Source organism: Burkholderia sp. MSMB617WGS (assembly GCF_001532025.2).
In the GTDB taxonomy this organism is placed as follows: Bacteria; Pseudomonadota; Gammaproteobacteria; order Burkholderiales; family Burkholderiaceae; genus Burkholderia; species Burkholderia savannae.
On the sequence record NZ_CP013457.1, the window covers coordinates 3,736,924 to 3,762,017 of the forward strand.

General features: G+C 68.8%; 20 protein-coding genes and 1 pseudogene. 18 read left to right on the top strand and 3 right to left on the bottom strand.

Translation table 11 applies throughout. The features are described from left to right. Window positions 1-23 precede the first annotated feature (23 nt). Complete coding sequence (gene metH, locus WT60_RS18315; RefSeq protein WP_059670163.1) at window positions 24-2,741, top strand: methionine synthase; 2,718 nt, start codon at window positions 24-26, stop codon at window positions 2,739-2,741. A 224-nt stretch (window positions 2,742-2,965) separates the two neighbouring features. On the opposite strand, the gene WT60_RS18320 is transcribed toward metH, so the two are convergent. Continuing rightward, on the bottom strand, window positions 2,966-3,289 hold the full coding sequence (locus WT60_RS18320) for a DUF1840 domain-containing protein (RefSeq protein ID WP_038747120.1): 324 nt from the start codon (window positions 3,287-3,289) through the stop codon (window positions 2,966-2,968). Between the two features lie 202 nt (window positions 3,290-3,491). On the opposite strand from WT60_RS18320, the gene argS reads away from it, so the two are divergent. The 4 genes from argS (at window position 3,492) to WT60_RS18340 (ending at window position 7,690) form a co-directional block, all read left to right on the top strand. Continuing rightward, the gene (argS, locus tag WT60_RS18325) at window positions 3,492-5,276 is read left to right on the top strand and encodes an arginine--tRNA ligase (RefSeq protein ID WP_060355157.1); all 1,785 of its coding nucleotides are present in this window, start codon (window positions 3,492-3,494) and stop codon (window positions 5,274-5,276) included. 78 nt (window positions 5,277-5,354) lie between these two features. Continuing rightward, the gene (locus WT60_RS18330) at window positions 5,355-6,200 is read left to right on the top strand and encodes an SPOR domain-containing protein (RefSeq protein ID WP_059670162.1); all 846 of its coding nucleotides are present in this window, start codon (window positions 5,355-5,357) and stop codon (window positions 6,198-6,200) included. A gap of 52 nt (window positions 6,201-6,252) precedes the next feature. After that, complete coding sequence (gene dsbA, locus WT60_RS18335; protein ID WP_038747112.1) at window positions 6,253-6,891, top strand: thiol:disulfide interchange protein DsbA; 639 nt, start codon at window positions 6,253-6,255, stop codon at window positions 6,889-6,891. Window positions 6,892-6,910: 19 nt separating this feature from the next. Next, window positions 6,911-7,690 carry an SDR family oxidoreductase gene (locus WT60_RS18340; protein WP_038747110.1) on the top strand — a complete coding sequence of 260 codons (780 nt, stop codon included), beginning with the start codon at window positions 6,911-6,913 and terminating at the stop codon, window positions 7,688-7,690. 212 nt (window positions 7,691-7,902) lie between these two features. Here WT60_RS18340 and WT60_RS18345 read toward each other — a convergent pair whose 3' ends face one another. Next, complete coding sequence (locus WT60_RS18345) at window positions 7,903-8,616, bottom strand: SDR family oxidoreductase (RefSeq protein ID WP_038747107.1); 714 nt, start codon at window positions 8,614-8,616, stop codon at window positions 7,903-7,905. A 282-nt stretch (window positions 8,617-8,898) separates the two neighbouring features. Here WT60_RS18345 and WT60_RS18355 point away from each other — a divergent pair, with 282 nt between their 5' ends. The 4 genes and pseudogenes from WT60_RS18355 to WT60_RS18370 all read left to right on the top strand — a co-directional run. Further along, a complete protein-coding gene (locus WT60_RS18355; RefSeq protein WP_038747104.1) occupies window positions 8,899-9,315 on the top strand; it encodes a MarR family transcriptional regulator in 417 nt (138 codons plus the stop codon). Between the two features lie 251 nt (window positions 9,316-9,566). After that, a complete protein-coding gene (locus WT60_RS18360) occupies window positions 9,567-10,751 on the top strand; it encodes an acetyl-CoA C-acyltransferase (protein ID WP_060355174.1) in 1,185 nt (394 codons plus the stop codon). A 174-nt stretch (window positions 10,752-10,925) separates the two neighbouring features. Further along, window positions 10,926-12,515, top strand: a complete 1,590-nt coding sequence (locus WT60_RS18365; protein WP_038747101.1) for an ABC transporter substrate-binding protein — start codon at window positions 10,926-10,928, stop codon at window positions 12,513-12,515. A gap of 223 nt (window positions 12,516-12,738) precedes the next feature. Then, window positions 12,739-13,593: pseudogene (locus WT60_RS18370) on the top strand (ATP-binding cassette domain-containing protein); the annotation flags it as partial. Here WT60_RS18370 and WT60_RS18375 read toward each other — a convergent pair. Continuing rightward, window positions 13,528-14,607 (bottom strand): MBL fold metallo-hydrolase, encoded by a 1,080-nt coding sequence (locus tag WT60_RS18375; RefSeq protein WP_060355155.1) that lies wholly within the window; start codon window positions 14,605-14,607, stop codon window positions 13,528-13,530. The pseudogene WT60_RS18370 and the gene WT60_RS18375 sit on opposite strands and share 66 nt — an antisense overlap. Before the next feature lie 287 nt (window positions 14,608-14,894). On the opposite strand from WT60_RS18375, the gene aceK reads away from it, so the two are divergent. The 9 genes from aceK to bioD all read left to right on the top strand — a co-directional run bounded on the left by aceK (window position 14,895) and on the right by bioD (window position 25,062). After that, the gene (aceK, locus tag WT60_RS18385; RefSeq protein ID WP_038747094.1) at window positions 14,895-16,706 is read left to right on the top strand and encodes a bifunctional isocitrate dehydrogenase kinase/phosphatase; all 1,812 of its coding nucleotides are present in this window, start codon (window positions 14,895-14,897) and stop codon (window positions 16,704-16,706) included. 34 nt (window positions 16,707-16,740) lie between these two features. Next, window positions 16,741-17,511: a carbonate dehydratase gene (gene can, locus WT60_RS18390; protein ID WP_038747093.1), complete on the top strand. Its 771-nt coding sequence runs from the start codon at window positions 16,741-16,743 to the stop codon at window positions 17,509-17,511. Then, window positions 17,498-18,691 (top strand): acetyl-CoA C-acetyltransferase, encoded by a 1,194-nt coding sequence (locus tag WT60_RS18395; RefSeq protein ID WP_038747090.1) that lies wholly within the window; start codon window positions 17,498-17,500, stop codon window positions 18,689-18,691. Before can ends, WT60_RS18395 begins: the two co-directional genes overlap by 14 nt. Window positions 18,692-18,725: 34 nt before the next feature. Then, on the top strand, window positions 18,726-19,403 hold the full coding sequence (locus WT60_RS18400; RefSeq protein ID WP_038747087.1) for an SDR family oxidoreductase: 678 nt from the start codon (window positions 18,726-18,728) through the stop codon (window positions 19,401-19,403). A 33-nt stretch (window positions 19,404-19,436) separates the two neighbouring features. Then, complete coding sequence (locus tag WT60_RS18405) at window positions 19,437-19,889, top strand: YchJ family protein (protein WP_038747084.1); 453 nt, start codon at window positions 19,437-19,439, stop codon at window positions 19,887-19,889. A gap of 135 nt (window positions 19,890-20,024) precedes the next feature. Next, complete coding sequence (locus WT60_RS18410; RefSeq protein ID WP_161788656.1) at window positions 20,025-21,296, top strand: CocE/NonD family hydrolase; 1,272 nt, start codon at window positions 20,025-20,027, stop codon at window positions 21,294-21,296. Between the two features lie 519 nt (window positions 21,297-21,815). Beyond that, window positions 21,816-23,162, top strand: a complete 1,347-nt coding sequence (gene bioA / locus WT60_RS18415) for an adenosylmethionine--8-amino-7-oxononanoate transaminase (RefSeq protein ID WP_038747078.1) — start codon at window positions 21,816-21,818, stop codon at window positions 23,160-23,162. Next, window positions 23,159-24,343 carry an 8-amino-7-oxononanoate synthase gene (bioF, locus tag WT60_RS18420; RefSeq protein WP_038747174.1) on the top strand — a complete coding sequence of 395 codons (1,185 nt, stop codon included), beginning with the start codon at window positions 23,159-23,161 and terminating at the stop codon, window positions 24,341-24,343. Before bioA ends, bioF begins: the two co-directional genes overlap by 4 nt. Next, window positions 24,340-25,062, top strand: a complete 723-nt coding sequence (gene bioD, locus WT60_RS18425) for a dethiobiotin synthase (RefSeq protein ID WP_060355154.1) — start codon at window positions 24,340-24,342, stop codon at window positions 25,060-25,062. The genes bioF and bioD overlap by 4 nt, the downstream gene beginning before the upstream one ends. The last annotated feature ends 32 nt before the right edge of the window (window positions 25,063-25,094 follow it).

The following is a 25,094-nucleotide window of genomic DNA, read 5'->3' on the forward strand; positions in this document are numbered from 1 at the left end:
AACCCGAATACGCACGCACCGCCATGACCGACCATACGATGCGCCTAGCCGGCCTCGAGCCGTTCAACGTCACGCCCGGAACGCTCTTCATCAACGTCGGCGAACGCACCAACGTCACCGGCTCGAAGGCGTTCGCGCGCATGATCCTCAACGGCCAGTTCGACGAGGCGCTCGCCGTCGCGCGCCAGCAGGTCGAGAACGGCGCGCAGGTGATCGACATCAACATGGACGAGGCGATGCTCGATTCGAAGGCGGCGATGGTGCGCTTTCTGAACCTGATCGCGTCGGAGCCGGACATCGCGCGCGTGCCGATCATGATCGACTCGTCGAAGTGGGACGTGATCGAGGCCGGCCTGAAATGCGTGCAGGGCAAGGCGATCGTCAACTCGATCTCGCTGAAGGAAGGCGAGGAAGCGTTCCGCCACCACGCGAGCCTGATCCGCCGCTACGGCGCGGCGGCCGTCGTGATGGCGTTCGACGAGACCGGCCAGGCCGACACGTACGAGCGCAAGACCGAGATCTGCAAGCGCTCGTACGACTTCCTCGTGAACGAAGTCGGCTTCCCGCCCGAGGACATCATCTTCGACCCGAACATCTTCGCGGTCGCGACCGGCATCGAGGAGCACAACAACTACGCGGTCGACTTCATCGAAGCAACCCGCTGGATCAAGCAGAACCTGCCGTACGCGAAGGTGAGCGGCGGCGTGTCGAACGTGTCGTTCTCGTTCCGCGGCAACGACCCGGTGCGCGAGGCGATCCACACCGTGTTCCTGTACCACGCGATCCAGGCCGGGATGGACATGGGCATCGTGAACGCGGGCCAGCTCGGCGTGTACGCGGATCTCGACGCCGAGCTGCGCGAGCGCGTCGAGGACGTGATCCTGAACCGCCGCGACGATTCGACCGACCGCCTGCTCGAAATCGCCGACAAGTTCAAGGCCGGCGGCGCGAAGAAGGAAGAGAACCTCGAGTGGCGCAACCAGCCGGTCGAGAAGCGGCTTTCGCATGCGCTCGTGCACGGCATCACGACCTTCATCGTCGAGGATACCGAAGAAGTGCGCGCGAAGATCGACGCGGCGGGCGGCCGCCCGATCAACGTGATCGAAGGCCCGCTGATGGACGGGATGAACATCGTCGGCGACCTGTTCGGCCAGGGCAAGATGTTCCTGCCGCAGGTCGTGAAATCAGCGCGCGTGATGAAGCAGGCCGTCGCCCACCTGATCCCGTTCATCGAGGAAGAAAAGCGGCTGCTCGCGGAAGCGGGCGGCGACGTGCGCGCGAAGGGCAAGATCGTGATCGCGACCGTGAAGGGCGACGTGCACGACATCGGCAAGAACATCGTGTCGGTCGTGCTCCAGTGCAACAACTTCGAAGTGGTCAACATGGGCGTGATGGTCCCGTGCAACGAGATCCTCGCGAAGGCGAAGGTCGAGGGCGCGGACATCATCGGGCTGTCGGGCCTCATCACGCCGAGCCTCGAGGAAATGGCGTACGTCGCGTCCGAAATGCAGCGCGACGACTACTTCCGCGTGAAGAAGATTCCGCTCCTGATCGGCGGCGCGACCACGTCGCGCGTGCACACGGCCGTGAAGATCGCGCCGCACTACGAAGGCCCCGTCGTCTACGTGCCGGACGCGTCGCGCTCGGTGTCGGTCGCCTCGAGCCTGCTGTCCGACGAAGGCGCGGCGAAGTACCTCGACGAGCTGAAGTCCGACTACGAGCGCATCCGCGCGCAGCACGCGAACAAGAAGGCGCTGCCGCTCGTCACGCTCGACGAGGCGCGCGCGAACAAGACGCGGATCGACTGGGCGCACCACGCGCCCGTCAAGCCGAAGTTCATCGGCCGGCGCGTGTTCAAGAACTACGACCTCAACGAGCTCGCGAACTACATCGACTGGGGCCCGTTCTTCCAGACCTGGGATCTCGCGGGCCCGTATCCGGCGATCCTGAACGACGAGATCGTCGGCGAATCGGCGCGCCGCGTGTTCTCCGACGCGAAATCGATGCTCGCGCGCCTGATCCAGGGCCGCTGGCTGACCGCGAACGGCGTGATCGCGCTCTTGCCCGCGAACACGGTGGGCGACGACGACATCGAGATCTACAAGGACGACACGCGCTCGGAAGTGCTGCTCACGTGGCGCAACCTGCGCCAGCAGAGCGTGCGCCCGGTGGTCGACGGCGTGATGCGGCCGAACCGCTCGCTCGCCGATTTCATCGCGCCGAAGGAGTCGGGCGTCGCCGACTACATCGGGATGTTCGCGGTGACGGCCGGGATCGGCGTCGACGCGAAAGAAAAGCAGTTCCTGGCCGACCACGACGACTACAGCGCGATCATGCTGAAGGCGCTCGGCGACCGCCTCGCGGAGGCGTTCGCCGAGGCGATGCACGCGCGCGTGCGCCGCGAGCTATGGGGCTATGCGGCAAACGAGCAGCTCGACAATGACGCGCTGATCGCCGAGCGCTACTCGGGCATCCGCCCCGCGCCCGGCTACCCGGCATGCCCGGATCACCTCGTGAAGCGCGCAATGTTCGAAGCGCTTCATACAGACGAGATCGGGATGAGCATCACCGATTCGCTCGCGATGTTGCCGGCCGCGAGCGTGTCGGGCTTCTATCTCGCGCATCCGGACAGCAAGTACTTCTCGGTCGGCAAGATCGGGCAGGATCAGCTCGAGGATTTCGCGCGCCGCACCGCGCTGTCGAAGGCGGACGCCGAGCGCGCGCTCGCGCCGCTGCTCTGACGGCCGCCGCGGGCGCCGCGCACGGCGGCGGGCATTCGGTCGGCTCCGCGGCCGGCGGCGCGTTTCGGCCGCGGGCCGCGCGCGCGGCCGGCGGCGGCCCGCGCCAGGCGCGGTCGCACGGCCGGCCGACGGCGGCCGGAGCGCGCCGCGCGCCCCGGCCCCCAACATGCAAAAAGCCCGCGCGAGGCGGGCTTTCCGGGTATCGGAAGGCCGGCGAACGGCGCTCAGAAGCCCCAGTGGATGTCGGCGTTCTGCGCCTTCGCTTCGCGCAGCATCACGAGAAACGGCGCGACGCGTTGCGCGAGGCTCGGCGAGACTTCGTGGTGCGGGTGATCGGGTTCGTCTTCATGGAAATGGCCCGCATGCTCGGCCCGCGCCTGCTTGGCCTGGCTGACGGCGTCCTCGAGCTTCGCGATCGCGTCGTCGAGCTCGTCGGACGTGATCACGCCGCGCTCGCCGAGCTGCTTGCCGACGACGCCGAGCACATAGACCGCGAAATCCTTCAGCACATCCAGATCCTGTGCCGCCTTGCTTTTGAACGTAATCATGACAACTCCCTTTTCATCTTGTCGTGCTCGCCGTACGTCCGCGACGGACGCCCGGCCGGCGCGCTGAACAAACGTCGGGGGCGCTCAGCACCTGAGGGACATATTAGCACCTGTTAAAATTCAGCGATCCCTGAAACGCGCGCCGTGTGGCGCGACGGCGGCCCGGCCAGGCGGGACGCCGCCAACGATATCTTCGACCAGCATGCTGCCTGCTCAAAAACATACTCTCGAAACCCTGCTCGAAAACAGCGTGAAGCAGGTCGTCCAGGCGTCCAAAGGCGACGCCGACGCCACGTTCATCCTCCCCGCGATCGCGCTCGAGCGCCCGAAGGTCGCCGCGCACGGCGACATCGCGTGCAACGTCGCGCTGCAGCTCGCGAAGCCGCTTTCCGCGAATCCGCGCCAGCTCGCCGAGAAGATCGTCGCCGCGCTCACCGCGCAGCCCGAAGCGGCGGGCCTCGTCGACGCGGCCGAAATCGCCGGCCCCGGCTTCATCAACCTGCGCCTCTCGCCCGCGTCGAAGCAGGCGGTGATCGGCGCGGTGTTCGCCGAAGGCCGCGCGTTCGGCGCGTCCGAGCGCAACCACGGCAAGCGCGTGCTGGTCGAATTCGTGTCCGCGAACCCGACGGGCCCGCTGCACGTCGGCCACGGCCGCCAGGCGGCGCTCGGCGACGCGCTCGCGAACGTGCTCGCGAGCCAGGGCTACGCGGTGCATCGCGAGTTCTACTACAACGACGCGGGCGTGCAGATCGGCAATCTCGCGATCTCGACGCAGGCGCGCGCCCGCGGCCTCAAGCCGGGCGACGCGCTCTGGCCGGAGGCCGCGTACAACGGCGAGTACATCGCCGACATCGCGCGCGACTACCTGAACGGCGAGACCGTCGCGGCGAGCGACGGCGAGCCGGTGACGGGCAAGCGCGACGTCGAGGATCTCGAGGCGATCCGCAAGTTCGCGGTCACGTACCTGCGCCGCGAACAGGACATGGACCTGAAGGCGTTCGGCGTGAAGTTCGACCAGTACTATCTGGAGTCGTCGCTCTACACGGAAGGCCGCGTCGAGAAGACGGTCGATGCGCTGATCCGGGCCGGCATGACCTACGAGCAGGAAGGCGCGCTGTGGCTGCGCACGACCGACGAGGGCGACGACAAGGATCGCGTGATGCGCAAGTCGGACGGCACCTACACGTACTTCGTGCCGGACGTCGCGTACCACGTGACGAAGTGGGAGCGCGGCTTCACGAAGGTCATCAACATCCAGGGCTCGGACCACCACGGCACGATCGCGCGCGTGCGCGCGGGCCTGCAGGGCCTGCACGTCGGGATTCCGAAGGGCTATCCCGACTACGTGCTGCACAAGATGGTCACGGTGATGCGCGACGGCCAGGAAGTGAAGATCTCGAAGCGCGCGGGCAGCTACGTGACGGTGCGCGACCTGATCGAATGGTCGGGCGGCGCGACGCCGGGCTCGGAAGTCTCGCCCGACCTGCTCGACGAGGCGACGATCACGCGCGGCCGCGACGCGGTGCGCTTCTTCCTGATTTCCCGCAAGGCGGACACGGAATTCGTGTTCGACATCGATCTCGCGCTGAAACAGAACGACGAAAACCCGGTCTATTACGTGCAGTACGCGCACGCGCGGATCTGCTCGGTGCTCAACGAGTGGAAATCACGCTATGGCGCCACCGACGCGCTGCTGCCGGGCGCCGACCTGTCGCCGCTCGGCAGCAAGCAGGCGGCGGCGCTGATGCAGAAGCTCGCCGAGTATCCGGACGTGCTCGCGCACGCGGCGCACGAGCTCGCGCCGCACGCGGTCGCGTTCTACCTGCGCGACCTCGCGAGCGAGTTTCACTCGTTCTACAATGCGGAGCGCGTTCTCGTCGACGAAGAAGCGCCGCGCACCGCGCGCGTCGCGCTCCTCGCGGCGACGCGCCAGGTGCTCGAAAACGGTCTCGCGATGCTGGGCGTGTCCGCGCCCAGCAAGATGTAACGCCGGGACCATCGGCCAAGCGCCGCGGCGCAGCGCGCCGCGGCTGTTTCACGAAATTTTTCGCAGGTGACTCAAGCAATGGCAAAACCACGCCGCACGTCGAAGCAATCGAAACAAGCCGGAGGAACGTTTCTTGGAATCGTGCTGGGCCTCATCGTCGGCCTGGCCATCGCGGTAGTGGTGGCGCTCTATATCACCCGCGCGCCGTCGCCGTTCGTGTCGAAGGTCGCGCCGCCCGCCGACAGCAACGCGAGCCAGCCGCAGCAGTTCGATCCGAACCGCGCGCTGCAGGGCAAGACGCCGGGCCAGCCGGTCACGCCGCAGGCCGCGCAGCCCGCGCCGCCCAACACGGCGCCCGGCCAGGCCGCGAATCCGAGCCAGCCGCCGCTGCTGCCGGAGCCGCAGATCGTCGAAGTGCCGTCGTCGAACAACAACGGCAACGGCTCGTCGAGCGAATCGAACAACGCCGCCGACAACGGCGTCGCGGTCGCGCCGAAGCCCGCCGACATCACGCCGCCGCCCGCGAAGAAGCCGCAGACGGCCGCGAACGGCAGCTCGGCGCCGCACGTCGCGAACAACAACGCGCAGGCGAACGCCGCGACGCCGCCTAAGGCCGCGCAGGCGCCGAAGGGCGCGTCGTCGGCGACGACGGCCGCCGCGAAGCCGACGTCGGGCGCCGACGCGAACACCGGCTACTTCCTGCAGGTGGGCGCGTACAAGACCGAAGCGGACGCCGAGCAGCAGCGCGCGCGCCTCGGCTTCCAGGGGTTCGAATCGAAGGTGTCCAAGCGCGACGTGAGCGGCGTCACCTACTTCCGTGTGCGGATCGGACCGTTCTCGAAATTCGACGATATGAACTCCGCGCGCCAGCGGCTGTCCGATGCGGGAGTCGATACCGCCGTGATCCGCTTTACGAAGCAGTAAGCCGCGCTGCCGTCCGACATCGTTACCCACGCAACCGATTGAACGTTCGAACATGAAAAAACTGCTTAGCACGCTGTTCCTGTCCCTGAGCCTCGTCGCGGGTTTCGCGCAGGCGTCGCCGGCCGCGCCCGTCGCCGGCAAGGACTTCGAAGTGATGAAGTCGCCGCAGCCGGTGTCCGCGCCGGCCGGCAAGGTCGAGGTGATCGAGTTCTTCTGGTACGGCTGCCCGCACTGCTACGAGTTCGAGCCGACGGTCGAGGCATGGGTGAAGAAGCAAGGCGACAAGATCGCGTTCAAGCGCGTGCCGGTGGCGTTCCGTGACGATTTCATTCCGCACTCGAAACTGTTCTACGCGCTGGCGGCGCTCGGCATCTCCGAGAAAGTCACGCCCGCCGTGTTCAACGCGATCCACAAGGAGAAGAACTATCTGCTGACGCCGCAGGCGCAGGCCGACTTCCTCGCGACGCAAGGCGTCGACAAGAAGAAGTTCCTCGACGCGTACAACTCGTTCAGCGTGCAAGGCCAGGTGAAGCAATCGGCCGAGCTGCTGAAGAGCTACAACATCGACGGCGTGCCGACGATCGTCGTGCAGGGCAAGTACAAGACGGGCCCGGCGTACACGAACAGCCTGGAAGGCACGGCGCAGGTGCTCGACTACCTCGTCAAGCAAGTGCAGGACAAGAAGCTGTAACCCCCCGCCCCGCGCCGGCATGAACGCCCCTCTCCCGCTCAAGGTCTTCATCACCGGCGCGTCCAGCGGACTCGGCCTCGCGCTCGCCGCCGAATACGCGCGGCAAGGCGCGACGCTCGGCCTCGTTGCCCGGCGCGCCGACGCGCTCGCCGAGTTCGCGCAGCGCTTTCCCAAAGCCGCGATCTCGATCTACCCGGCCGACGTGCGCGACGCCGACGCGCTCGCGCTCGCCGCATCGCGCTTCGTCGCCGCGCACGGGTGTCCCGACATCGTGATCGCGAACGCCGGCATCAGCAAGGGCGCGATCACGGGCGAAGGCGATCTCGCCGCGTTCCGCGAGATCATGGACGTCAACTATTACGGAATGATCGCAACGTTCGAGCCGTTCATCGCACCGATGACGGCCGCTCGACGCGGCACGCTCGTCGGCGTCGCGAGCGTCGCCGGCGTGCGCGGGCTGCCGGGCTCGGGCGCGTACAGCGCGTCGAAAGCAGCGGCGATCAGATATCTCGAGGCGCTGCGGGTCGAGCTGCGGCCCGCGCAGGTCGCGGTCGTGACGATCGCGCCCGGCTACATCCGCACGCCGATGACCGAGCACAATCCGTATCCGATGCCGTTCCTGATGGACGCGGACCGCTTCGCGAAGCGCGCGGCGCTCGCCATTTCGCAGAAGACGGCGTTTCGCGTGATTCCGTGGCAGATGGGCGTCGTCGCGAAGCTGCTGCACGTGATGCCGCGCTGGCTGTACGACCGCCTCTTCGAGAAAGCGCCGCGCAAACCGCGGGCGAAGGCGGGCTGAGGCGCACCGCCGCTGACGGCGGCGGCAATGGCGACGGTGGCGACGGCAGCACCAACGTCGACGTCGACGGCAACGACGAACGTGAAGGCGACGGCGAAGGCGAAGGCGGCAACGCCAGCGGCGACACATCTTGCGCCGCGCCTTTCACCCATCCGTCACGCATCTCTCGCGCAGCCGTCGCACGGGCGCTTCAGCGGCGCTTCAACGAGCCTTCACGCGCCCGTCGGCGGCTGCGTGTAGACCGCCGGATCGGCCGACAATCCCGCCTTGACGCCGCGCGTCAAATCGTCGACGAGCACCTCGTCGCGGCCGGCGGCGAGCGCGTCGAGCGTCTGCCGGACGACGTCCTCCGGACGGTTCTTCGGCACGCCCTGCGCCTGCGCGACCATGTCGGTGTCGATGTACGCGGAATGCAGCGCGAGAACCCGCGTGCCCTGCTCGCGCAGCTCGTTGCGGAGCGCGTTCGTCGCGGCCCACGCGGCGGCCTTCGAAATGCCGTACGCGCCGGCGTTCGGCACGCCGAGCCACGACAGCACCGACAGCACGTTGACGATCGCGCCGCCGCCGTTCTCGCGCAGCACCGGCGCGAACGCGCGCGCCATCGCGAGCAGCCCGAAGAAATTCGTATCGAGTTGCGCCTGCAGCGCGCCGCCGTCCGCATCCGCGACGAGCGAGCCCGTCCGGTAGATGCCCGCGTTGTTGACGAGCAGATTGACGTCGCGCAGGTCGCGCGCGGCGGCGGCGACGTCGTCCGCACGCGTGACGTCGAGCCGCACCGGCTGCACGCCGGGCGTCGTCACGCGCGCCGGATCGCGCGCGGCCGCGTAGATCTTCTTCGCGCCGGCCGCCTTCAGCCCCTCGACGAACGCGCGCCCCAGGCCGCGATTCGCCCCCGTCACCAGTACGACAGCATCATCCAGTTTCATTTCGATTCTCGCTGACAAGACCACGGTTACGCACGGCCGCCGCCGCGCACGTGAGCGCACGCGGTGCCGCCACACCCCGAACGAAGCCGCCTCGCCCCGATCGGCGAGCACAACTTTCCGCTCAACCGATGCATGCACATCGGTTCATCCATCAAAACGGCGATCCACGGCACCGATGCGCCACCGCCGATCGACGCAAAATCATGCATATGCATTTTGTAAGTCATAGAATGTTCGCTGTCGACGAACGATTCCGAAGGACCCACGATGAGCGACGCTCCAATGAGACTCCTGTGCCACTGCGGCACGCTGCGCCAGGCCACGCGCGCCATCACGTCGCTCTACGACGCGCACCTCGCGAAGCACGGCATCCGCGTCACGCAGTTTACGATCCTCGCGGCCCTGCACGGCTGCGGCACGCTGCCGACGGGCGAGCTGGCGACGCGCCTGCTGCTGGATCAGACCACGCTGAGCCGCACGCTCGCGACGCTGCAGTCGAATCGGCTCGTGCGCGCCGAATCCGGCGACGACCAGCGCGTACGGCTCTGGAGCCTCACGCCGAAGGGCGCCGCGCTGTACAAGGCGTCGCGCGCCGATTGGGAAGCCGCGCAAAACGACGTGTATCGGCGCGTCGGCAAGCGCAACATGCAGGCGCTCGACGCCGAGATTTTCGCGCTCGCCGAGGCGCTGTCGGACTGAGCCTCGCGGTTCGCCGTCCTTCCGAGCGCGTTTCGCGCGCGGCGCTTTCCTCCGCGCGACGCGACCCGCCGCCGCGCGACACGCGCACACGTCGTACCCGTCGTACCCGTCGTACCCGCGGCCTCATTCGCCGTTCCCCAGCCGTACTCCTCCCATGAGCGCCGCACCTTGCATCGGCAACGCGCCCGACCATAATATATGCATATGCATTCAAATACCAGGCCGTCTTTTCCCCACGCATGGAGCGCATCATGTCAGCCGATCCGATCGTGATTCTTTCCGCGGCGCGCACGCCTGTCGGCCGCTATCTGGGCAACCTCTCGTCGAAGCGCGCAACCGAGCTCGGCAGCGTCGCGATCCGCGCGGTCGTCGAGCGTGCGCGCATCGATCCGGCGCGCGTCGACGAAGCGTACGTCGGCTGCGTGCTGAGCGCGGGGCTCGGGCAGGCGCCCGCGCGGCAGGCCGTGCTCGGCGCGGGGCTGCCGCGCTCGGTCGCGTGCGCGACCGTCAACAAGGTGTGCGGCTCCGGCATGCAGGCGATCCGCTACGCATTCGACGCGCTCGCGAACGGCAGCGCCGACGTCGTCGTCGCGGGCGGCATGGAGAGCATGTCGAACGGGCCGTATCTCGCGCTCGGCGCGCGCGGCGGCTACCGCTCGGGCCACGCGAGCTTCTACGACCACGTCGCGCTCGACGGCCTCGAGGACGCGTACGATCGCGGCACGCCGATGGGCGAATTCGGCGAGCGCTGCGCGGCGGGCTACGATTTCACGCGCGCGGCGCAAGACGCGTACGCGACCGAATCGCTGCAATGGGCGCAGCATGCGCAGCGAAGCGGCGCGCTCGACTGGGAGATCGCGCCCGTCGACATCCGCACGCGTCAAGGCGCGCAAACCATTTCGATCGACGAGCAGCCGCAAACCGTCGACGCCGCGAAAATCCCGACGCTCAAGCCCGCGTTTCGCGCCGACGGCACGATCACGCCCGCGAATTCGAGCCCGCTGTCGGACGGCGCGGCGGCGCTCGTGCTCGCGCGCGCGTCGGTCGCCGAGACGCTCGGCGTGCAACCGCTCGCGACGATCCGCGCGCACTCCGCGCATGCGCAGGAGCCCGAATGGTTCACGACGGCGCCGATCGGCGCGCTGCGCAAGCTGTTCGCGCGCACCGGCTGGCAGCCGTCGGACGTCGACTATTACGAGATCAACGAGGCGTTCGCGGTCGTGCCGATGGCGGTGATGCGCGAATTCGGCCTGCCGCGCGCACGCGTGAACGCGCACGGCGGCGCGTGCGCGATCGGCCATCCGATCGGCGCGTCGGGCGCGCGCATCGTCGTCACGCTGCTCGGCGTGCTGCGCGAGCGCGGCGCGCGGCGCGGCGCGGCGAGCCTGTGCATCGGCGGCGGCGAAGCCACCGCGCTGGCGATCGAGCTGACGTAACGCCGCTGCTCCGCGGCGGCGCGCCGCCGCGGCGTCGGTTCCGGCGCCGCGGCATGGTGCGTTCCGGCGCCGATTAACATCGGGCGCATATTGACGGTATGCTATCCCGCTGGCGTGCGGCCGCTGCGGCGTTGCCGCCCGCCGTCATCAGAATTACGCCACGTGGGAGATCTCATGCGCTTCACGCTCATCGCCGCCGCCGCGCTCGTCGCCGCCGCCCCCGCCGTCGCCGCCGCGAAACCGTTGACGGTCTGCACCGAGTCGAGCCCGGACGGCTTCGACGTCGTCCAGTACAACTCGCTCGTCACGACGAACGCGTCCGCCGACGTCGTGTTCAACACGCTCGTGTCGTACGACGAAGCATCGAAGAAGGTCGTGCCCGCGCTCGCGGACAAATGGGACGTCAGCGCCGACGGCCTCGCGTACACGTTCCATTTGCGCCCGAACGTCGCGTTCCAGACCACCGACTACTTCAAGCCGACGCGCGCGCTCGATGCCGACGACGTCGTCTTCACGTTCAGCCGGATGCTCGACGACGCGAATCCGTGGCACAAGGTCGCGGGCGCGAGCGGCTTTCCGCATGCGCAATCGATGGGGCTCGTGAAGCTCGTGAAGGCGGTGACGAAAGTCGACGACTCGACCGTGAAGTTCGAGCTGAACGAGCCGAACGCGACGTTCGTGCCGATCCTGACGATGGGCTTCGCGTCGATCTATTCGGCCGAATACGCGGATCAATTGCTGAAGGCGGGCAAGCAGACCGACCTGAACGCGAAGCCGGTCGGCACCGGCCCGTTCGTGCTGAAGAGCTACACGAAGGACGCGGTGATCCGCTACGAGGCGAACCCGACGTACTGGGGGCCGAAGCCGAAGGTCGAGCGCCTCATCTACGCGATCACGCCCGATCCTTCGGTGCGCGCGCAGAAGGTGAAGGCGGGCGAATGCCAGATCGCGCTGTCGCCGAAGCCGCAGGACGTCGCGGCGGCGAAGGCCGACCGCGCGCTGAAGGTCGTCGAGACGCCCGCGTTCATGACCGCGTTCGTCGCGCTCAACACGCAGAAGAAGCCGCTCGACAACGACAAGGTTCGCGAGGCGCTCAATCTCGCGTTCGATCGCACGACGTACCTGAAGGTCGTGTTCGACAACACCGCGACGCCCGCGACGAACCCGTACCCGCCGAACACGTGGAGCTACGCGAAATCGATCGCGCCGTATCCGCACGATCCGGCGAAGGCGAAGCAACTGCTCGCGGCCGCGGGCTTTCCGAACGGCTTCTCGACGACGATCTGGGTGCGCCCGACGGGCAGCGTGCTGAACCCGAACCCGAAGGCGGGCGCCGAGCTGCTGCAGGCCGACCTCGCGAAGATCGGCGTGAAGGCCGACGTGAAGGTGATCGAATGGGGCGAGCTGATCAAGCAGGCGAAGCTCGGCCAGCACGACCTGCTGTTCATGGGCTTTGCCGGCGACAACGGCGATCCGGACAACATCCTCACGCCGCAATTCAGCTGCAACTCGGTGAAGTCGGGGCTCAACTTCGCGCGCTACTGCGATCCGAAGCTCGACAGGCTGATCGCCGACGGCAAGGAAACGGCCGATCAGGCGAAGCGCGCGAAGCTCTACGAAGCCGCGCAGAAGATCATCCACGACGAGGCGCTGTGGATTCCGCTCGGCTATCCGACCGCCGCGGCGATCACGCGTCCGAACGTCGCCGGCTATCGCGTGAGCCCGTTCGGGCGGCAGCACTTCGACGCGGTGTCGGTGCAGTAGCGCTGCGACGCCGCCGCCGCGGCCCGCGCGCAACGACGCGCGCCGGGCCGCCCTTGTCCGCTTCGCGCGGAGCTTGCTAAACTCCGCGCATCTTTCCTCCGACGAATTCCGAGCCGCCAAGTGAACAACTGAGCCTTCCCCGAATGGTTTCGCCGCCGCGCGTTGCACTTCGTGCATCCCGTGCGCGCCGCGCGAAAGTCGCCACCCATTTTCGGAGGTGCTCATGGCCCGAACCGCACCCGCTACCGCGCTCGTCGCGATCCATCGCATTTCCTTCCGCTTCGACGACGGCGTCACGCTGTTCGATTCGCTCGACCTCACGTTCGATCGCACGCCGACCGCGATCGCCGGCCGCAACGGCGTCGGCAAGAGCGTGCTCGCGCACCTGATCGCGGGCGGGCTCGCGCCGACGGCGGGTGCGATCGACCGGCATGCGTCGATCGCGTTCGTCGCGCAGCACGACGCCGGCGCGACACACGACCCACGTTGCACGGCCGCCGCCGTCGCGCATCTCGACGCGCCGCTCGCGCCGCTCGCGCCGCTCGCGGCGCTCGAGCGCATCGCGCGCGGCGACGCGCGAGAAGACGACTTCGGCACGCTCGACGGGCGCTGGGACCTCGCCGAGCGCTGGCGCGCGGCGCTCGACGACGCCGGCCTGCCGATCGACGCCGGCACGCCCGCGCATGCGCTGAGCGGCGGCCAGCACGCGCGCGTCGCGATGATCGGCGCGCTGCTGTCGGGCGCGGAGCTGCTCGTCGTCGACGAGCCGACGAACCACCTCGACCTCGAATCGGTGCGCGCGTTCGAGGCGGCGCTCGCGGATTTTCCGGGGGCGATCATCGCGGTGTCGCACGATGCGGCGTTCATCGACGCGCTCGCGCCCACGCATTCGATGCGTTGGACGGGCGAGGGATGGCGCTTCGAGCCCTCGGCGTGACGCCGGATCGCCGGCGGGCGCGGCCGGCGCGACGGCGGGAATCGGATGTCGAATGCGGAATCGAGCCCGCGCGCCTCAGCCCGCGTGCCGGAACCGGATCACGCCGTCCGCGCCCGTCTCGCGCGCGAGCTCGCCCGCGAGCCCCAGCAGATTCAGGTGAGCGATCGCTTCGCCGAGCGCGAAAGTCATCTGATGAATGTCGAGCCCGCCCCGCTTGAACATGATCGGCACGATGTCGGCCGCGCTCATCGGCCGCTCGCGGCACGCGGCGCGCACCTCGGCGAGCCGAGCGTCGTGATGCGCGCGCAGTTGCGCGATGCGCGTGCGCAGCCCGCGAAACGGCTTGCCGTGCGACGGCAGCACGAGCGTGTCGGCCGCCATCGCTTCGTAGCGGCCGAGCGAGCCCAGATAAAGCGCGAGCGGGTTTGCCTCCGGCTCGAGATCGAATACCGACACGTTCGTCGAGATCCGCGGCAACACCATGTCGCCGGAGATCAGCACGCCGTCCGCCGCGCAGTGGAGCGCGCAATGCTCTGGAGAATGGCCGTAGCCCGTGACGACGCGCCATTCGCGCCCGCCGATCGCGACCGCGTCGCTCTCGCGCAGCCGCCGGTAGCGCGGCGGCACCGCGGGCACGAGATCCGAGAAGTAGCTGCGGCGGCTGCGCAGCTTGTCGAGCGAGGCCGGATCGGTCAGGCCGTGCCGCGCGAAATGGTCGGCGGCGCCCGGTCCGCCCGCGTTCGAACCGTTGCCCGCCGCCATCAGGCAGCCGAACAGGTATTCGCCGAGCGTCATCCACAGCCGCACGTTCCAGCGCGCGCGCTCGCCGCCCTCGCACAGCCAGTTCGCGAGTCCGAGATGATCCGGATGACAGTGCGTGACGATCACGCGCAGCACGGGCAGGCCGTCCAGATGCGCGTCGAAGATCCGCTCCCAGTGCGCCTTGATGTCCGACGACGCGATCCCGCAGTCGACGATCGTCCAGCCCGCCTGCCCGTCGATCTCGTCGCGCAACAGCCAGAGATTGATGTGATCGAGCGCGAACGGCAGCGGCATGCGCAGCCAGCGCACGCCCGGCGCGACCTCGACGAAGCCGCCCGGCTCGGGCAGCGTGTCGGCGAACGGATAATCGAGTTGGTGTTCCAGTGCGTTCATCGGGGGTGTCTCGTTGCGTTGTCGTCGGGCCCGCGGTGCGGCGCGAACCGGAACCGATTCTATCGCTCAACGCGAAACCGCGCGCCGCGAGCCTTCGCGCCCCTGAAAAAAAGATCGCGCCACGATCCCGCGCGAACCCCGAGCGTTGCGGGAAGATCCGCGAAACGTCGGCGAACGTCGCTGAACCGTTCGCGCGGGCCGCCTGCGCCGAATCGCCCCGCGTTGCCTAAAGCGCGCCCGCCGGGCGCTAAAATGGCGTGAGCTTCCCGCCCGTGAGCCCGCGCACGATGAATCATTTTCCCAAACTGCTGTCCTCGCAGATCGGCTTCGACGTCGCGCAGACGATCCTCGAGAACTTCGACCGCCACTACCGGATCTTCCGCGAAGCGGCCGTCGAGGCGAAGGACCTGTTCGAGCGCGAGGACTGGCACGCGCTGCAGCGGCTCGCGCGCGAGCGCATCACGTCGTACGACGATCGCGTGCGCGAATGCGTCGAGCTGCTCGAGGACGAGTACGACGCGGAGAACATCGGCAGCGAAGTCTGGCCGCAGATCAAGCTGCATTACATCGGTCTCCTGACGTCGCACCGTCAACCCGAGTGCGCGGAGACGTTCTTCAATTCGGTGTGCTGCAAGATCCTGCACCGCGCGTACTTCAACAACGATTTCATCTTCGTGCGCCCGGCGATCTCGACCGAATACATCGAGAACGACGAGCCCGCCGCGAAGCCGACGTACCGCGCGTACTATCCGGGCAGCGAAGGGCTCGCGGCGACGCTCGAGCGGATCGTCACGAACTTCCAGCTGAACCCGCCGTTCGAGGATCTCGAGCGTGACATCGCGTGCATCATGCAGGCGATTCACGACGAGTTCGGCGCATTCGACGAAGCGGTGAATTTCCAGATCCACGTGCTCTCGTCGCTGTTCTACCGGAACAAGACCGCGTACGTGGTCGGCCGCATCATCAACGGCGATCGCGTGCTGCCGTTCGCGGTGCCGATCCGCCACGCGCGCGCGGGCGTCCTCGCGCTCGACACGGTGCTGCTGCGGCGCGACCAGCTGAAGATCATCTTCAGCTTCTCGCACTCGTACTTCCTCGTCGACATGAACGTGCCGTCCGCGTACGTGCAGTTCCTGCGCTCGATCATGCCGGGCAAGCCGAAGGCGGAGATCTACACGTCGGTGGGCCTGCAGAAGCAGGGCAAGAACCTGTTCTATCGCGATCTGCTGCATCACCTGTCGCATTCGAGCGACCGCTTCATCGTCGCGCCCGGCATCAAGGGGCTCGTGATGCTCGTGTTCACGCTGCCGTCGTTCCCGTACGTGTTCAAGATGATCAAGGACCACTTCCCGCCGCCGAAGGAAACGACGCGCGAGCAGATCATGGACAAGTACCTGCTCGTCAAGCGTCACGACCGTCTCGGCCGGATGGCCGACACGCTCGAATACTCGAGCGTCGCGCTGCCGCTCGCGCGGCTCGACGACGCGCTCGTGCGCGAGCTCGAAAAGGAAGTGCCGTCGCTCATCGAATACGAGGGCGGCAACCTCGTCATCAAGCACCTGTACATCGAGCGCCGGATGGTGCCGCTCAATCTGTACCTGCAGAACGGCAGCGACGCGGAGATCGAGCACGGCGTGCGCGAATACGGCAACGCGGTGAAGGAGCTGATCCAGGCGAACATCTTCCCCGGCGACATGCTGTACAAGAACTTCGGCGTGACGCGCCACGGGCGCGTCGTGTTCTACGACTACGACGAGATCGAATATCTGACCGACTGCAACGTGCGCCGCGTGCCGCCGCCGCGCAACGAGGAAGACGAGATGTCGGGCGAGCCGTGGTACACGGTCGGCCCGCACGACATCTTCCCCGAAACCTACGCGCCGTTCCTGCTCGGCGATCCGCGCGTGCGCGAGCATTTCATCAGGCATCACGCGGATTTCTTCGATCCGCAGCTCTGGCAGGACAGCAAGGACCGCCTGCTGCGCGGCGAGCTGCCCGACTTCTACGCGTACGAGCCGGCGCTGCGCTTTTGCATCCGCTATCCGGAGCGCTTCGCGCCGAGCGACGCGGCCGACGACGGCAAGCGCGCCGCCGCGTGAGCCCTTTTTTTTCATCCCACGGAACTCACTTGAGATGAACACGAACGACCATCCGCTCTCCCATCTGTTCGACAACAACGACGCCTGGGTCAAGCGCAAGCTCGCCGGCGACCCGCAATACTTCTCGCGCCTCGCCGACCAGCAGGCGCCCGAGTATCTGTGGATCGGCTGCTCCGATTCGCGCGTGCCCGCGAACCAGATCATCGGCCTGCCGCCCGGCGAAGTGTTCGTCCACCGCAACATCGCGAACGTCGTCGTGCACACCGATCTGAACTGTCTGTCGGTGATCCAGTTCGCGGTCGACCTGCTGAAGGTCAAGCACATCATGGTCGTCGGCCACTACGGCTGCTCGGGCGTGAACGCGGCGCTGCACAACCGCCGCGTCGGGCTCGCGGACAACTGGCTGCACCACGTGCAGGACGTGCGCGAGAAGCACGCGGCGCTGCTCGACGAATGGCCGCTCGGCGAAGCGCGCTACCGGCGCCTGATCGAGCTCAACGCGATCGAGCAGGTCGTCAACGTGTGCCGCACGACGATCGTCAACGACGCGTGGGCGCGCGGCCAGCCGCTCACCGTGCACGCGCTCGTCTACGGCGTGCACGACGGCCGGATGCGCGATCTCGGAATGGCCGTGTCGCACTCCGAACAGCTCGATGCGACGTACCGCCGCGCGGTCGGCGCGCTCTCGGCAGGAGGCGCGCATTCGGCGGACAATGACGTCGTGGCGGCCGACGCGGCGCAGCTCGCCGGCGCGGTCGATCTCATTGCCCAAACCATCAAGGAGACGAAACATGACGGCTGTTGATCAGGACCCGATCGTCATCGCATCGGCGGCGCGCACGCCGATCGCGGGCTTCCAGGGCGATTTCGCGTCGCTCGCCGCGCCGCAGCTCGGCGCGGTCGCGATCGCCGCGGCGCTCGAGCGCGCGGGCCTGAAACCCGAGCAGATCGACGAAGCGGTGATGGGCTGCGTGCTGCCGGCGGGGCAGGGACAGGCCCCGGCGCGGCAGGCGGCGCTCGGCGCGAAGCTGCCGCTTTCGGTCGGCTGCACGACGATCAACAAGATGTGCGGCTCGGGCATGCGCGCGGCGATGTTCGCGCACGACATGCTCGTCGCGGGCTCGGCCGACGTGATCGTCGCGGGCGGCATGGAAAGCATGACGAACGCGCCGTACCTGCTGCCGAAGGCGCGCGCGGGGATGCGCATGGGCCACGGCCAGGTGCTCGACCACATGTTCCTCGACGGCCTCGAGGACGCATACGACAAGGGCCGCCTGATGGGCACGTTCGCCGAGGAATGCGCGGGCGAATACGCGTTTTCGCGCGAGGCGCAGGACGCGTTCGCGATCGAATCGCTCGCGCGCGCGAAGCGGGCGAACGAAGACGGCTCGTTCGCGTGGGAAATCGCGCCCGTGACGGTGGCCGGCAAGAAGGGCGAGACGGTGATCGCGCGCGACGAACAGCCGTTCAAGGCGAGCCCCGAGAAGATCCCGACGCTCAAACCGGCGTTCAGCAAGACGGGCACCGTGACCGCCGCGAATTCGTCGTCGATCTCCGACGGCGCGGCCGCGCTCGTGATGATGCGCGCGTCGACGGCGAGCAGGCTCGGCGTCACGCCGCTCGCGCGCGTCGTCGGCCATTCGACGTTCGCGCAACAGCCGTCGAAGTTCACGACGGCGCCCGTCGGCGCGATCCGGCGCCTCTTCGACAAGAACGGCTGGCGCGCGGCCGAAGTCGATCTGTACGAGATCAACGAGGCGTTCGCGGTCGTCGCGATGGCGGCGATGAAGGAGCACGACCTGCCGCACGACAAAGTCAACGTGAACGGCGGCGCGTGCGCGCTCGGCCATCCGATCGGCGCGTCGGGCGCCCGCATCCTCGTCACGCTGATCGGCGCGCTGCGCGCGCGCGCGGCCAAGCGCGGCGTCGCGAGCCTGTGCATCGGCGGCGGCGAGGCGACCGCGATGGGCATCGAGCTGATCTGATCGATTCGACGCGCACTCGAACAGGAGTCCTCCGATGAAGACCGTATTGATCGTCGGCGCATCGCGCGGCATCGGCCGCGAGTTCGCGCGCCAATATCTGCACGACGGCTGGCGCGTGATCGCCACCGCGCGCGACGAGGCATCGCTCGCGTCGCTTGCGTCGGCGGGCGCGCGCGCGATCGCGCTCGACGTCGCGCGGCCGGGCGACGTCGCGGCGTTCGACCGGCAACTGGGCGACGTCGCGCTCGACGCGGCCGTCGTCGTGTCGGGCGTGTACGGTCCTCGCACGGCGGGCGTCGAGCCCGTCAGCGCGGAGGACTTCGACGACGTGATGCACACGAACGTGCTCGGCCCGATGCTGCTCATGCCGATCCTGCTGCCGCTCGTCGAGGAGAGCCGCGGCGTTCTCGCGGTGCTGTCGAGCAAGATGGGCAGCATCAGCGAGGCGACCGGCACGACGGGCTGGCTCTATCGCGCGAGCAAGGCGGCGGTGAACGACGCGCTGCGGATCGCGTCGCTGCAGGCGCGGCATGCCGCCTGCATCGCGCTGCACCCGGGCTGGGTGCGCACCGACATGGGCGGCGCGCAGGCCGCGCTCGAGCCGCAGGCAAGCGTCGCCGGCATGCGGCGCGTGATCGCGCAGGCGGCGGGCGACCGCGAGCAGGCGAACGGCCGCTTCTTCCAATACGACGGCGTCGAGCTCGGCTGGTGAGCCGGCGAGCCGCCCCCTTTTTTTCGAATCACGATGCAAGCCACGAAGCCCGCCTCCGAGCGCCCGCTCGACTGTCCGTGCGGCGGCGCCGCGCCCGGCGCGTTGGCGAACGCGCGCGCGCCGCGCTACGCGGATTGCTGCGCGCGCCTGATCGACGGGCACGCGCGCGCCGCGACGGCGCTCGAGCTGATGCGTTCGCGCTATAGCGCGTACGTGCTCGGCGCGACCGATTATCTGCGCGCGACCTGGGACCCGCGCACCTGCCCGCCCGATCTCGGCGCCGACGCCGCCCGCGCGGACGCGCCGCGCTGGCTCGGCCTTGCGATCAAGCGCCATGCGCAGCTCGACGATACGCACGCCGAAGTGGAATTCGTCGCACGCTACAAAGTCGGCGGCCGCGCGCACCGGATGCACGAAACGAGCCGTTTCACGCGCGACGCGCAAGGCGCGTGGCGCTACGTCGACGGCGATGTAAGCGAGCGCTGAGTCCACGCGGCCCAAGCCGATACCGCGGGTTGGCGATGCAGCTCGCCATGCCGGGTAATTCCGGCATTGCACAACCGGAATTTGTCAGGCTAGGATGGCCGACGTTTGGTGCAATTCGCGTCGGTGGGCTCTGGCATGGCATTCGGCAAGGTGATGACGGGATGGATCGCGGCATGCGTGCTGTCGGCCGCTCAGGCCGGCCCGCTGCCGCCCGACATTCCGTCCGCGCCTGCCGCCGCGAACGCCCGCCCCGGCGCGCTCGCGAACGCCGAGCGCTTCGACTACGGCAATTCGGGCCTGCCGCCCGTCGCCGCGAATCTCAACGAAACGATCATCCGCATTCCGGTCGACGCGGCCGGCGCGATCACGCTCGAGGCGACGGTGTTCAAGCCGGACGGCCCCGGCCCCTTCCCGCTCGTCGTCTTCAATCACGGCAAGAACCCCGGCGACCTGCGCGCGCAGCCGCGCAGCCGGCCGCTGTCGTTCGCGCGCGAGTTCGTGCGGCGCGGCTATGCGGTGGTCGCGCCGAACCGCGAAGGCTTCGCGGGCTCGGGCGGCGCGTATGCCCAGGAAGGCTGCGACGTCGAGCGAAACGGCGTCGCGCAGGCGCGCGACGTCGCCGCGACGATCGGCTACATGTCGAGGCTGCCTTACGTCGATGCGAAGCACGTCGTCGTCGCGGGCACGTCGCACGGCGGGCTCGTATCGCTCGCATACGGCGCCGAGGCCGCGCGCGGCGTGCGCGGGATCATCAACTTCTCGGGCGGGCTGCGCCAGGATCTCTGCGAAGGCTGGCAGAAGAATCTCGTCGACGCGTTCGACACGTACGGCTCGCGCACGCATGTGCCGTCGCTGTGGCTGTACGGCGACAACGATTCCGTATGGTCGCCCGCGCTCGTCGCGCAACTGCGCGACGCGTACGTGTCGCACGGCGCGAGCACGCTCTTCGTCGATTTCGGCCGCTATAAGGACGACGCGCACCGGATCATCGTCGATCGCGACGGCGTGCCGATCTGGTGGCCGCCCGTCGCGTCGTTCCTCGCGCAGCTGAATCTGCCGACGTCGGTCCGCTACGCGGTCGCGAATCCGCACGAGCCGAAAGCGAGCGGCTATGCGGCGATCGACGCGGTCGAAGCGGTGCCGTTCATCGACGAGGCCGGGCGCGCCGCGTATCGCCGCTTCCTCGCGCAGCATCCGAGCCGCGCGTTCGCGGTGTCGAGCGAAGGCGCGTGGTCGTGGGCCGAAGGCGGCGACGATCCGATGGCGCTCGCGCTCGATGGCTGCCGCAAGCAGAGCGCGGGGCAGTGCCAGCTGTACGCGGTCGACGATCGCGTCGTGTGGCGCGACGCGATCGCGCAAACGGCTGACGATTCGCCGAACGCCGCGCGCGCACTCGCAAGCCGCTGATCGCCGAGCAATCGATCCGTCCCGCGCTTGGCCGTTCTCGGCCGCACGCCGGCGCACCGCTGCGGCCGGCTCCTCTTCCGCGTTCTTGCGTTTTCCTCACATCGATGACCGCACGCCGTCCGCGCGCGTCACCTGTCGGCGCGGGCGACGCACGCGGGCAGCCATTCGATCTCGCCTGAAAGCGCCCTTTTTTCGGCGCTCGCGCTGTTTCGGCCGCGCGCCGCCCGATTTCCGCCCGACGGGTAGCCACTCTTTGCCGTCGTCTTCTGCGCCGTATGCGAACGAACGGGCCCAAACCGTCGCGAGCGGCCGCGAAATGCGCCGAACTCCGCGTCCGTAAAGGCTCCGGCGTTTTGTAACGGGTACTGCAACGAAGCGCAAAACACGCTAATCTCAGCCCCGGTTTTGATTTTGCACACGCGTTTTTCGCCATCCGATCGAGCGCTTTCTCCGCCATCGATCCCGCATGAGCAAGCGGCGCTTCGCACGCCCTCGACGCGTTTTGGTCCCGGAGCAGTCTTGAGCACACACGCAACCGACGATTGGGTCGCGCGCAGCCTTCGCGCGGTCTGGCATCCTTGCACGCAGATGAAGCACCACGAGCGGCTGCCGCTCATCCCGGTCGCGCGCGGCGAACGCGCGTGGCTCTTCGATCGCGCGGGCAACCGTTATCTCGACGCGATCAGCTCGTGGTGGGTGAACCTGTTCGGCCACGCGAACCCGCGCATCAACGCGGCGCTCAAGCAGCAGCTCGACACGCTCGAGCACGCGATGCTCGCCGGCTGCACGCACGAAAGCGCGATCGAGCTCGCCGAGCGGCTCGCCGCGCGCACGCGGCACACGCTCGGCCACGCGTTCTTCGCGTCGGACGGCGCGTCGGCCGTCGAGATCGCGCTGAAGATGAGCTTCCACGCGTGGCGCAACCGCGGCCGCGGCGACAAGCGCGAATTCGTCTGCATCGCGAACGGTTATCACGGCGAGACGATCGGCGCGCTCGGCGTGACCGACGTCGCGCTGTTCAAGGACGCATACGATCCGCTGATTCGCGCGGCGCACGTCGTCGCGTCGCCGGACGCGCGCGGCGCGCAACCCGGCGAGAGCGCCGCCGACGTCGCCGCGCGCGCGCTCGACGACGTGAAGCGCCTGTTCGCCGAGCGCGGCGAGAAAATCGCCGCGCTGATCGTCGAGCCGCTCGTGCAGTGCGCGGCCGGCTTCGCGATGCACGATCCGTCGTACGTGCGCGGCCTGCGCGCGCTGTGCGACGCGCACGACGTGCATCTGATCGCCGACGAGATCGCGGTGGGATGCGGGCGCACCGGCACGTTCTTCGCGTGCGAGCAGGCGAACGTGTGGCCCGATTTCCTGTGCCTGTCGAAGGGCATCAGCGGCGGCTATCTGCCGCTGTCGCTCGTGCTGTCGCGCGACGCGATCTTCGAGGCGTTCTACGACGACGACGTGACGCGCGGCTTCCTGCATTCGCATTCGTACACGGGCAATCCGCTCGCGTGCCGCGCGGCCGTCGCGACGCTCGATCTGTTCGACACCGACGACGTGCTCGCCGAGAACGCGCGCAAGTCCGCGCTGATGCGCGCCGCGCTCGCGCCGCTCGCATCGCATCCGCAGGTGCGCCACCTGCGCGAGCGCGGCACGATCTTCGCGTTCGACGTCGCGCTCGAAGGCGACGCGGCCCGCACATTCCCGCGCCGCTTCTTCGAGCACGCGCTTGCACGCGAGACGCTGCTGCGCCCGATCGGCACGACGGTCTACCTGATGCCGCCGTACATCCTCGACGACGGCGAAATCGAATGGCTCGCGTCGCGCACGCGCGCGACGCTCGACGCAACGCTCACGGAGGCACGCGCATGAACCTGCTCGCCACGCTCGAACGCGGCCTCGCCGACATCGACGCGCAAGGGCTGCGCCGCCGCCGCCGCATCGCGGACACCGCATGCGGCGCGCACATGACGGTCGACGGCCGCGAGATCGTCGGCTTCGCGAGCAACGACTATCTCGGCCTCGCCGCGCATCCGCGATTGATCGAAGCGTTCGCCGAAGGCGCGCGCCGCTACGGCTCCGGCAGCGGCGGCTCGCATCTGCTCGGCGGCCATTCGCGCGCGCACGCGGCGCTCGAAGACGAGCTCGCGGCATTCTCCGGCGGCTTCTGCGACGCGCCGCGCGCGCTCTACTTCAGCACCGGCTACATGGCGAATCTCGCCGCGCTGACGGCGCTCGCGGGCCGCGGCGCGACGATCTTCTCCGACGCGCTGAACCACGCTTCGCTGATCGACGGCGCGCGGCTGTCGCGCGCCGACGTGCGCATCTATCCGCACGCCGACGCCGACGCGCTCGAAGCGCTCCTCGCCGCGTCCGACGCGCCGACGAAGCTGATCGTCTCCGACACCGTGTTCAGCATGGACGGCGACGTCGCGCCGCTCGCTCGCCTCGTCGCGCTCGCGCAAGCGCACGGCGCATGGCTCGTCGTCGACGACGCGCACGGCTTCGGCGTGCTCGGCCCGCAAGGCCGCGGCGCGCTCGCCGCGCACGGGCTGCGCTCGCCGAACCTCGTCTACGTCGGCACGCTCGGCAAGGCGGCGGGCGTCGCGGGCGCGTTCGTCGTCGCGCACGAGACCGTGATCGAATGGCTCGTGCAGCGCGCGCGCAGCTACATCTTCACGACGGCCGCGCCGCCGTCCGTCGCGTGCGCGGTGTCCGCGAGCCTCGGCGTGATCGCGAGCGACGAAGGCGACGCGCGACGCGCGCATCTCGCCGCGCTGATCGAGCGCACGCGCGCGATCCTGCGCGCGACGCCGTGGCGGCCCGTCGATTCGCACACGGCCGTGCAGCCGCTCGTGATCGGCAGCAACGAAGCGACGCTCGCCGCGATGGCCGCGCTCGACGCGCAGAACCTCTGGGTGCCCGCGATCCGGCCGCCGACGGTGCCGGCCGGCACGTCGCGGCTGCGGATCTCGCTGTCGGCCGCGCATTCGTTCGACGACCTCGCGCGCCTCGAAGCGGCGCTCGTCACGCGGGCCGAGGCCGCCGCATGAGCGCGCCGCTTTCGCTGTTCGTGACGGGCACCGACACCGAGATCGGCAAGACCTTCGTGTCGGCCGCGCTGCTGCGCGGCTTCGCGCGCGCGGGGCTGCGCGCGGCGGCGATGAAGCCGATCGCCGCGGGCGCATACGAGCGCGACGGCATGTGGCGCAACGACGACGCGGACCAGCTCGACGCCGCCGCGAACGTCGCGCTGCCCGCCGAGATCCGCACGCCGTTCCTGCTGAAGGCGCCCGCCGCGCCGCACATCGCCGCCGCGCGCGAAGGCGTCGCGCTCGACATCGACGCGATCGTCGCCGCGCATCGCCGTGCATGCGAGGCGGCGGACGTCGTCGTCGTCGAAGGCGTCGGCGGCTTTCGCGTGCCGCTGACCGGCACGCGCGACACCGCCGATCTCGCGGTCGCGCTGGGCCTGCCCGTCGTGCTCGTCGTCGGCGTGCGGCTCGGCTGCATCAGCCACGCGCTGCTCACCGCCGACGCGATTGCCGCGCGCGGCCTGAGCATCGCCGGCTGGGTCGCGAACCGCGTCGACGCCGCGATGAACTTCGCCGACGAAAACGTCGACACGCTGCGCGCGTGGCTCGACCGCGAGCACGGCGCGCCGCTCGTCGGCGACGTCGCGCACATGAGCCCGCCGTCGCCCGAGGCGGCGTCGGCGGCGCTCGACGTGAACCTGTTGCTGAAAGCGTTGCGCGCCGCCGCGCCGCGCTGACGTTTTACCCGCTTATCGAAGCATTTCCGAAT

Excerpts from the sequence above, each read along its gene's own strand:
- metH (WP_059670163.1), top strand. The coding sequence starts at position 24 with ATGACCGACCATACGATGCGCCTAGCCGGCCTCGAGCCGTTCAACGTC.
- WT60_RS18320 (WP_038747120.1), bottom strand. The coding sequence starts at position 3,289 with ATGATTACGTTCAAAAGCAAGGCGGCACAGGATCTGGATGTGCTGAAG.
- argS (WP_060355157.1), top strand. The coding sequence starts at position 3,492 with ATGCTGCCTGCTCAAAAACATACTCTCGAAACCCTGCTCGAAAACAGC.
- WT60_RS18330 (WP_059670162.1), top strand. The coding sequence starts at position 5,355 with ATGGCAAAACCACGCCGCACGTCGAAGCAATCGAAACAAGCCGGAGGA.
- dsbA (WP_038747112.1), top strand. The coding sequence starts at position 6,253 with ATGAAAAAACTGCTTAGCACGCTGTTCCTGTCCCTGAGCCTCGTCGCG.
- WT60_RS18340 (WP_038747110.1), top strand. The coding sequence starts at position 6,911 with ATGAACGCCCCTCTCCCGCTCAAGGTCTTCATCACCGGCGCGTCCAGC.
- WT60_RS18345 (WP_038747107.1), bottom strand. The coding sequence starts at position 8,616 with ATGAAACTGGATGATGCTGTCGTACTGGTGACGGGGGCGAATCGCGGC.
- WT60_RS18355 (WP_038747104.1), top strand. The coding sequence starts at position 8,899 with ATGAGACTCCTGTGCCACTGCGGCACGCTGCGCCAGGCCACGCGCGCC.
- WT60_RS18360 (WP_060355174.1), top strand. The coding sequence starts at position 9,567 with ATGTCAGCCGATCCGATCGTGATTCTTTCCGCGGCGCGCACGCCTGTC.
- WT60_RS18365 (WP_038747101.1), top strand. The coding sequence starts at position 10,926 with ATGCGCTTCACGCTCATCGCCGCCGCCGCGCTCGTCGCCGCCGCCCCC.
- WT60_RS18375 (WP_060355155.1), bottom strand. The coding sequence starts at position 14,607 with ATGAACGCACTGGAACACCAACTCGATTATCCGTTCGCCGACACGCTG.
- aceK (WP_038747094.1), top strand. The coding sequence starts at position 14,895 with ATGAATCATTTTCCCAAACTGCTGTCCTCGCAGATCGGCTTCGACGTC.
- can (WP_038747093.1), top strand. The coding sequence starts at position 16,741 with ATGAACACGAACGACCATCCGCTCTCCCATCTGTTCGACAACAACGAC.
- WT60_RS18395 (WP_038747090.1), top strand. The coding sequence starts at position 17,498 with ATGACGGCTGTTGATCAGGACCCGATCGTCATCGCATCGGCGGCGCGC.
- WT60_RS18400 (WP_038747087.1), top strand. The coding sequence starts at position 18,726 with ATGAAGACCGTATTGATCGTCGGCGCATCGCGCGGCATCGGCCGCGAG.
- WT60_RS18405 (WP_038747084.1), top strand. The coding sequence starts at position 19,437 with ATGCAAGCCACGAAGCCCGCCTCCGAGCGCCCGCTCGACTGTCCGTGC.
- WT60_RS18410 (WP_161788656.1), top strand. The coding sequence starts at position 20,025 with ATGGCATTCGGCAAGGTGATGACGGGATGGATCGCGGCATGCGTGCTG.
- bioF (WP_038747174.1), top strand. The coding sequence starts at position 23,159 with ATGAACCTGCTCGCCACGCTCGAACGCGGCCTCGCCGACATCGACGCG.
- bioD (WP_060355154.1), top strand. The coding sequence starts at position 24,340 with ATGAGCGCGCCGCTTTCGCTGTTCGTGACGGGCACCGACACCGAGATC.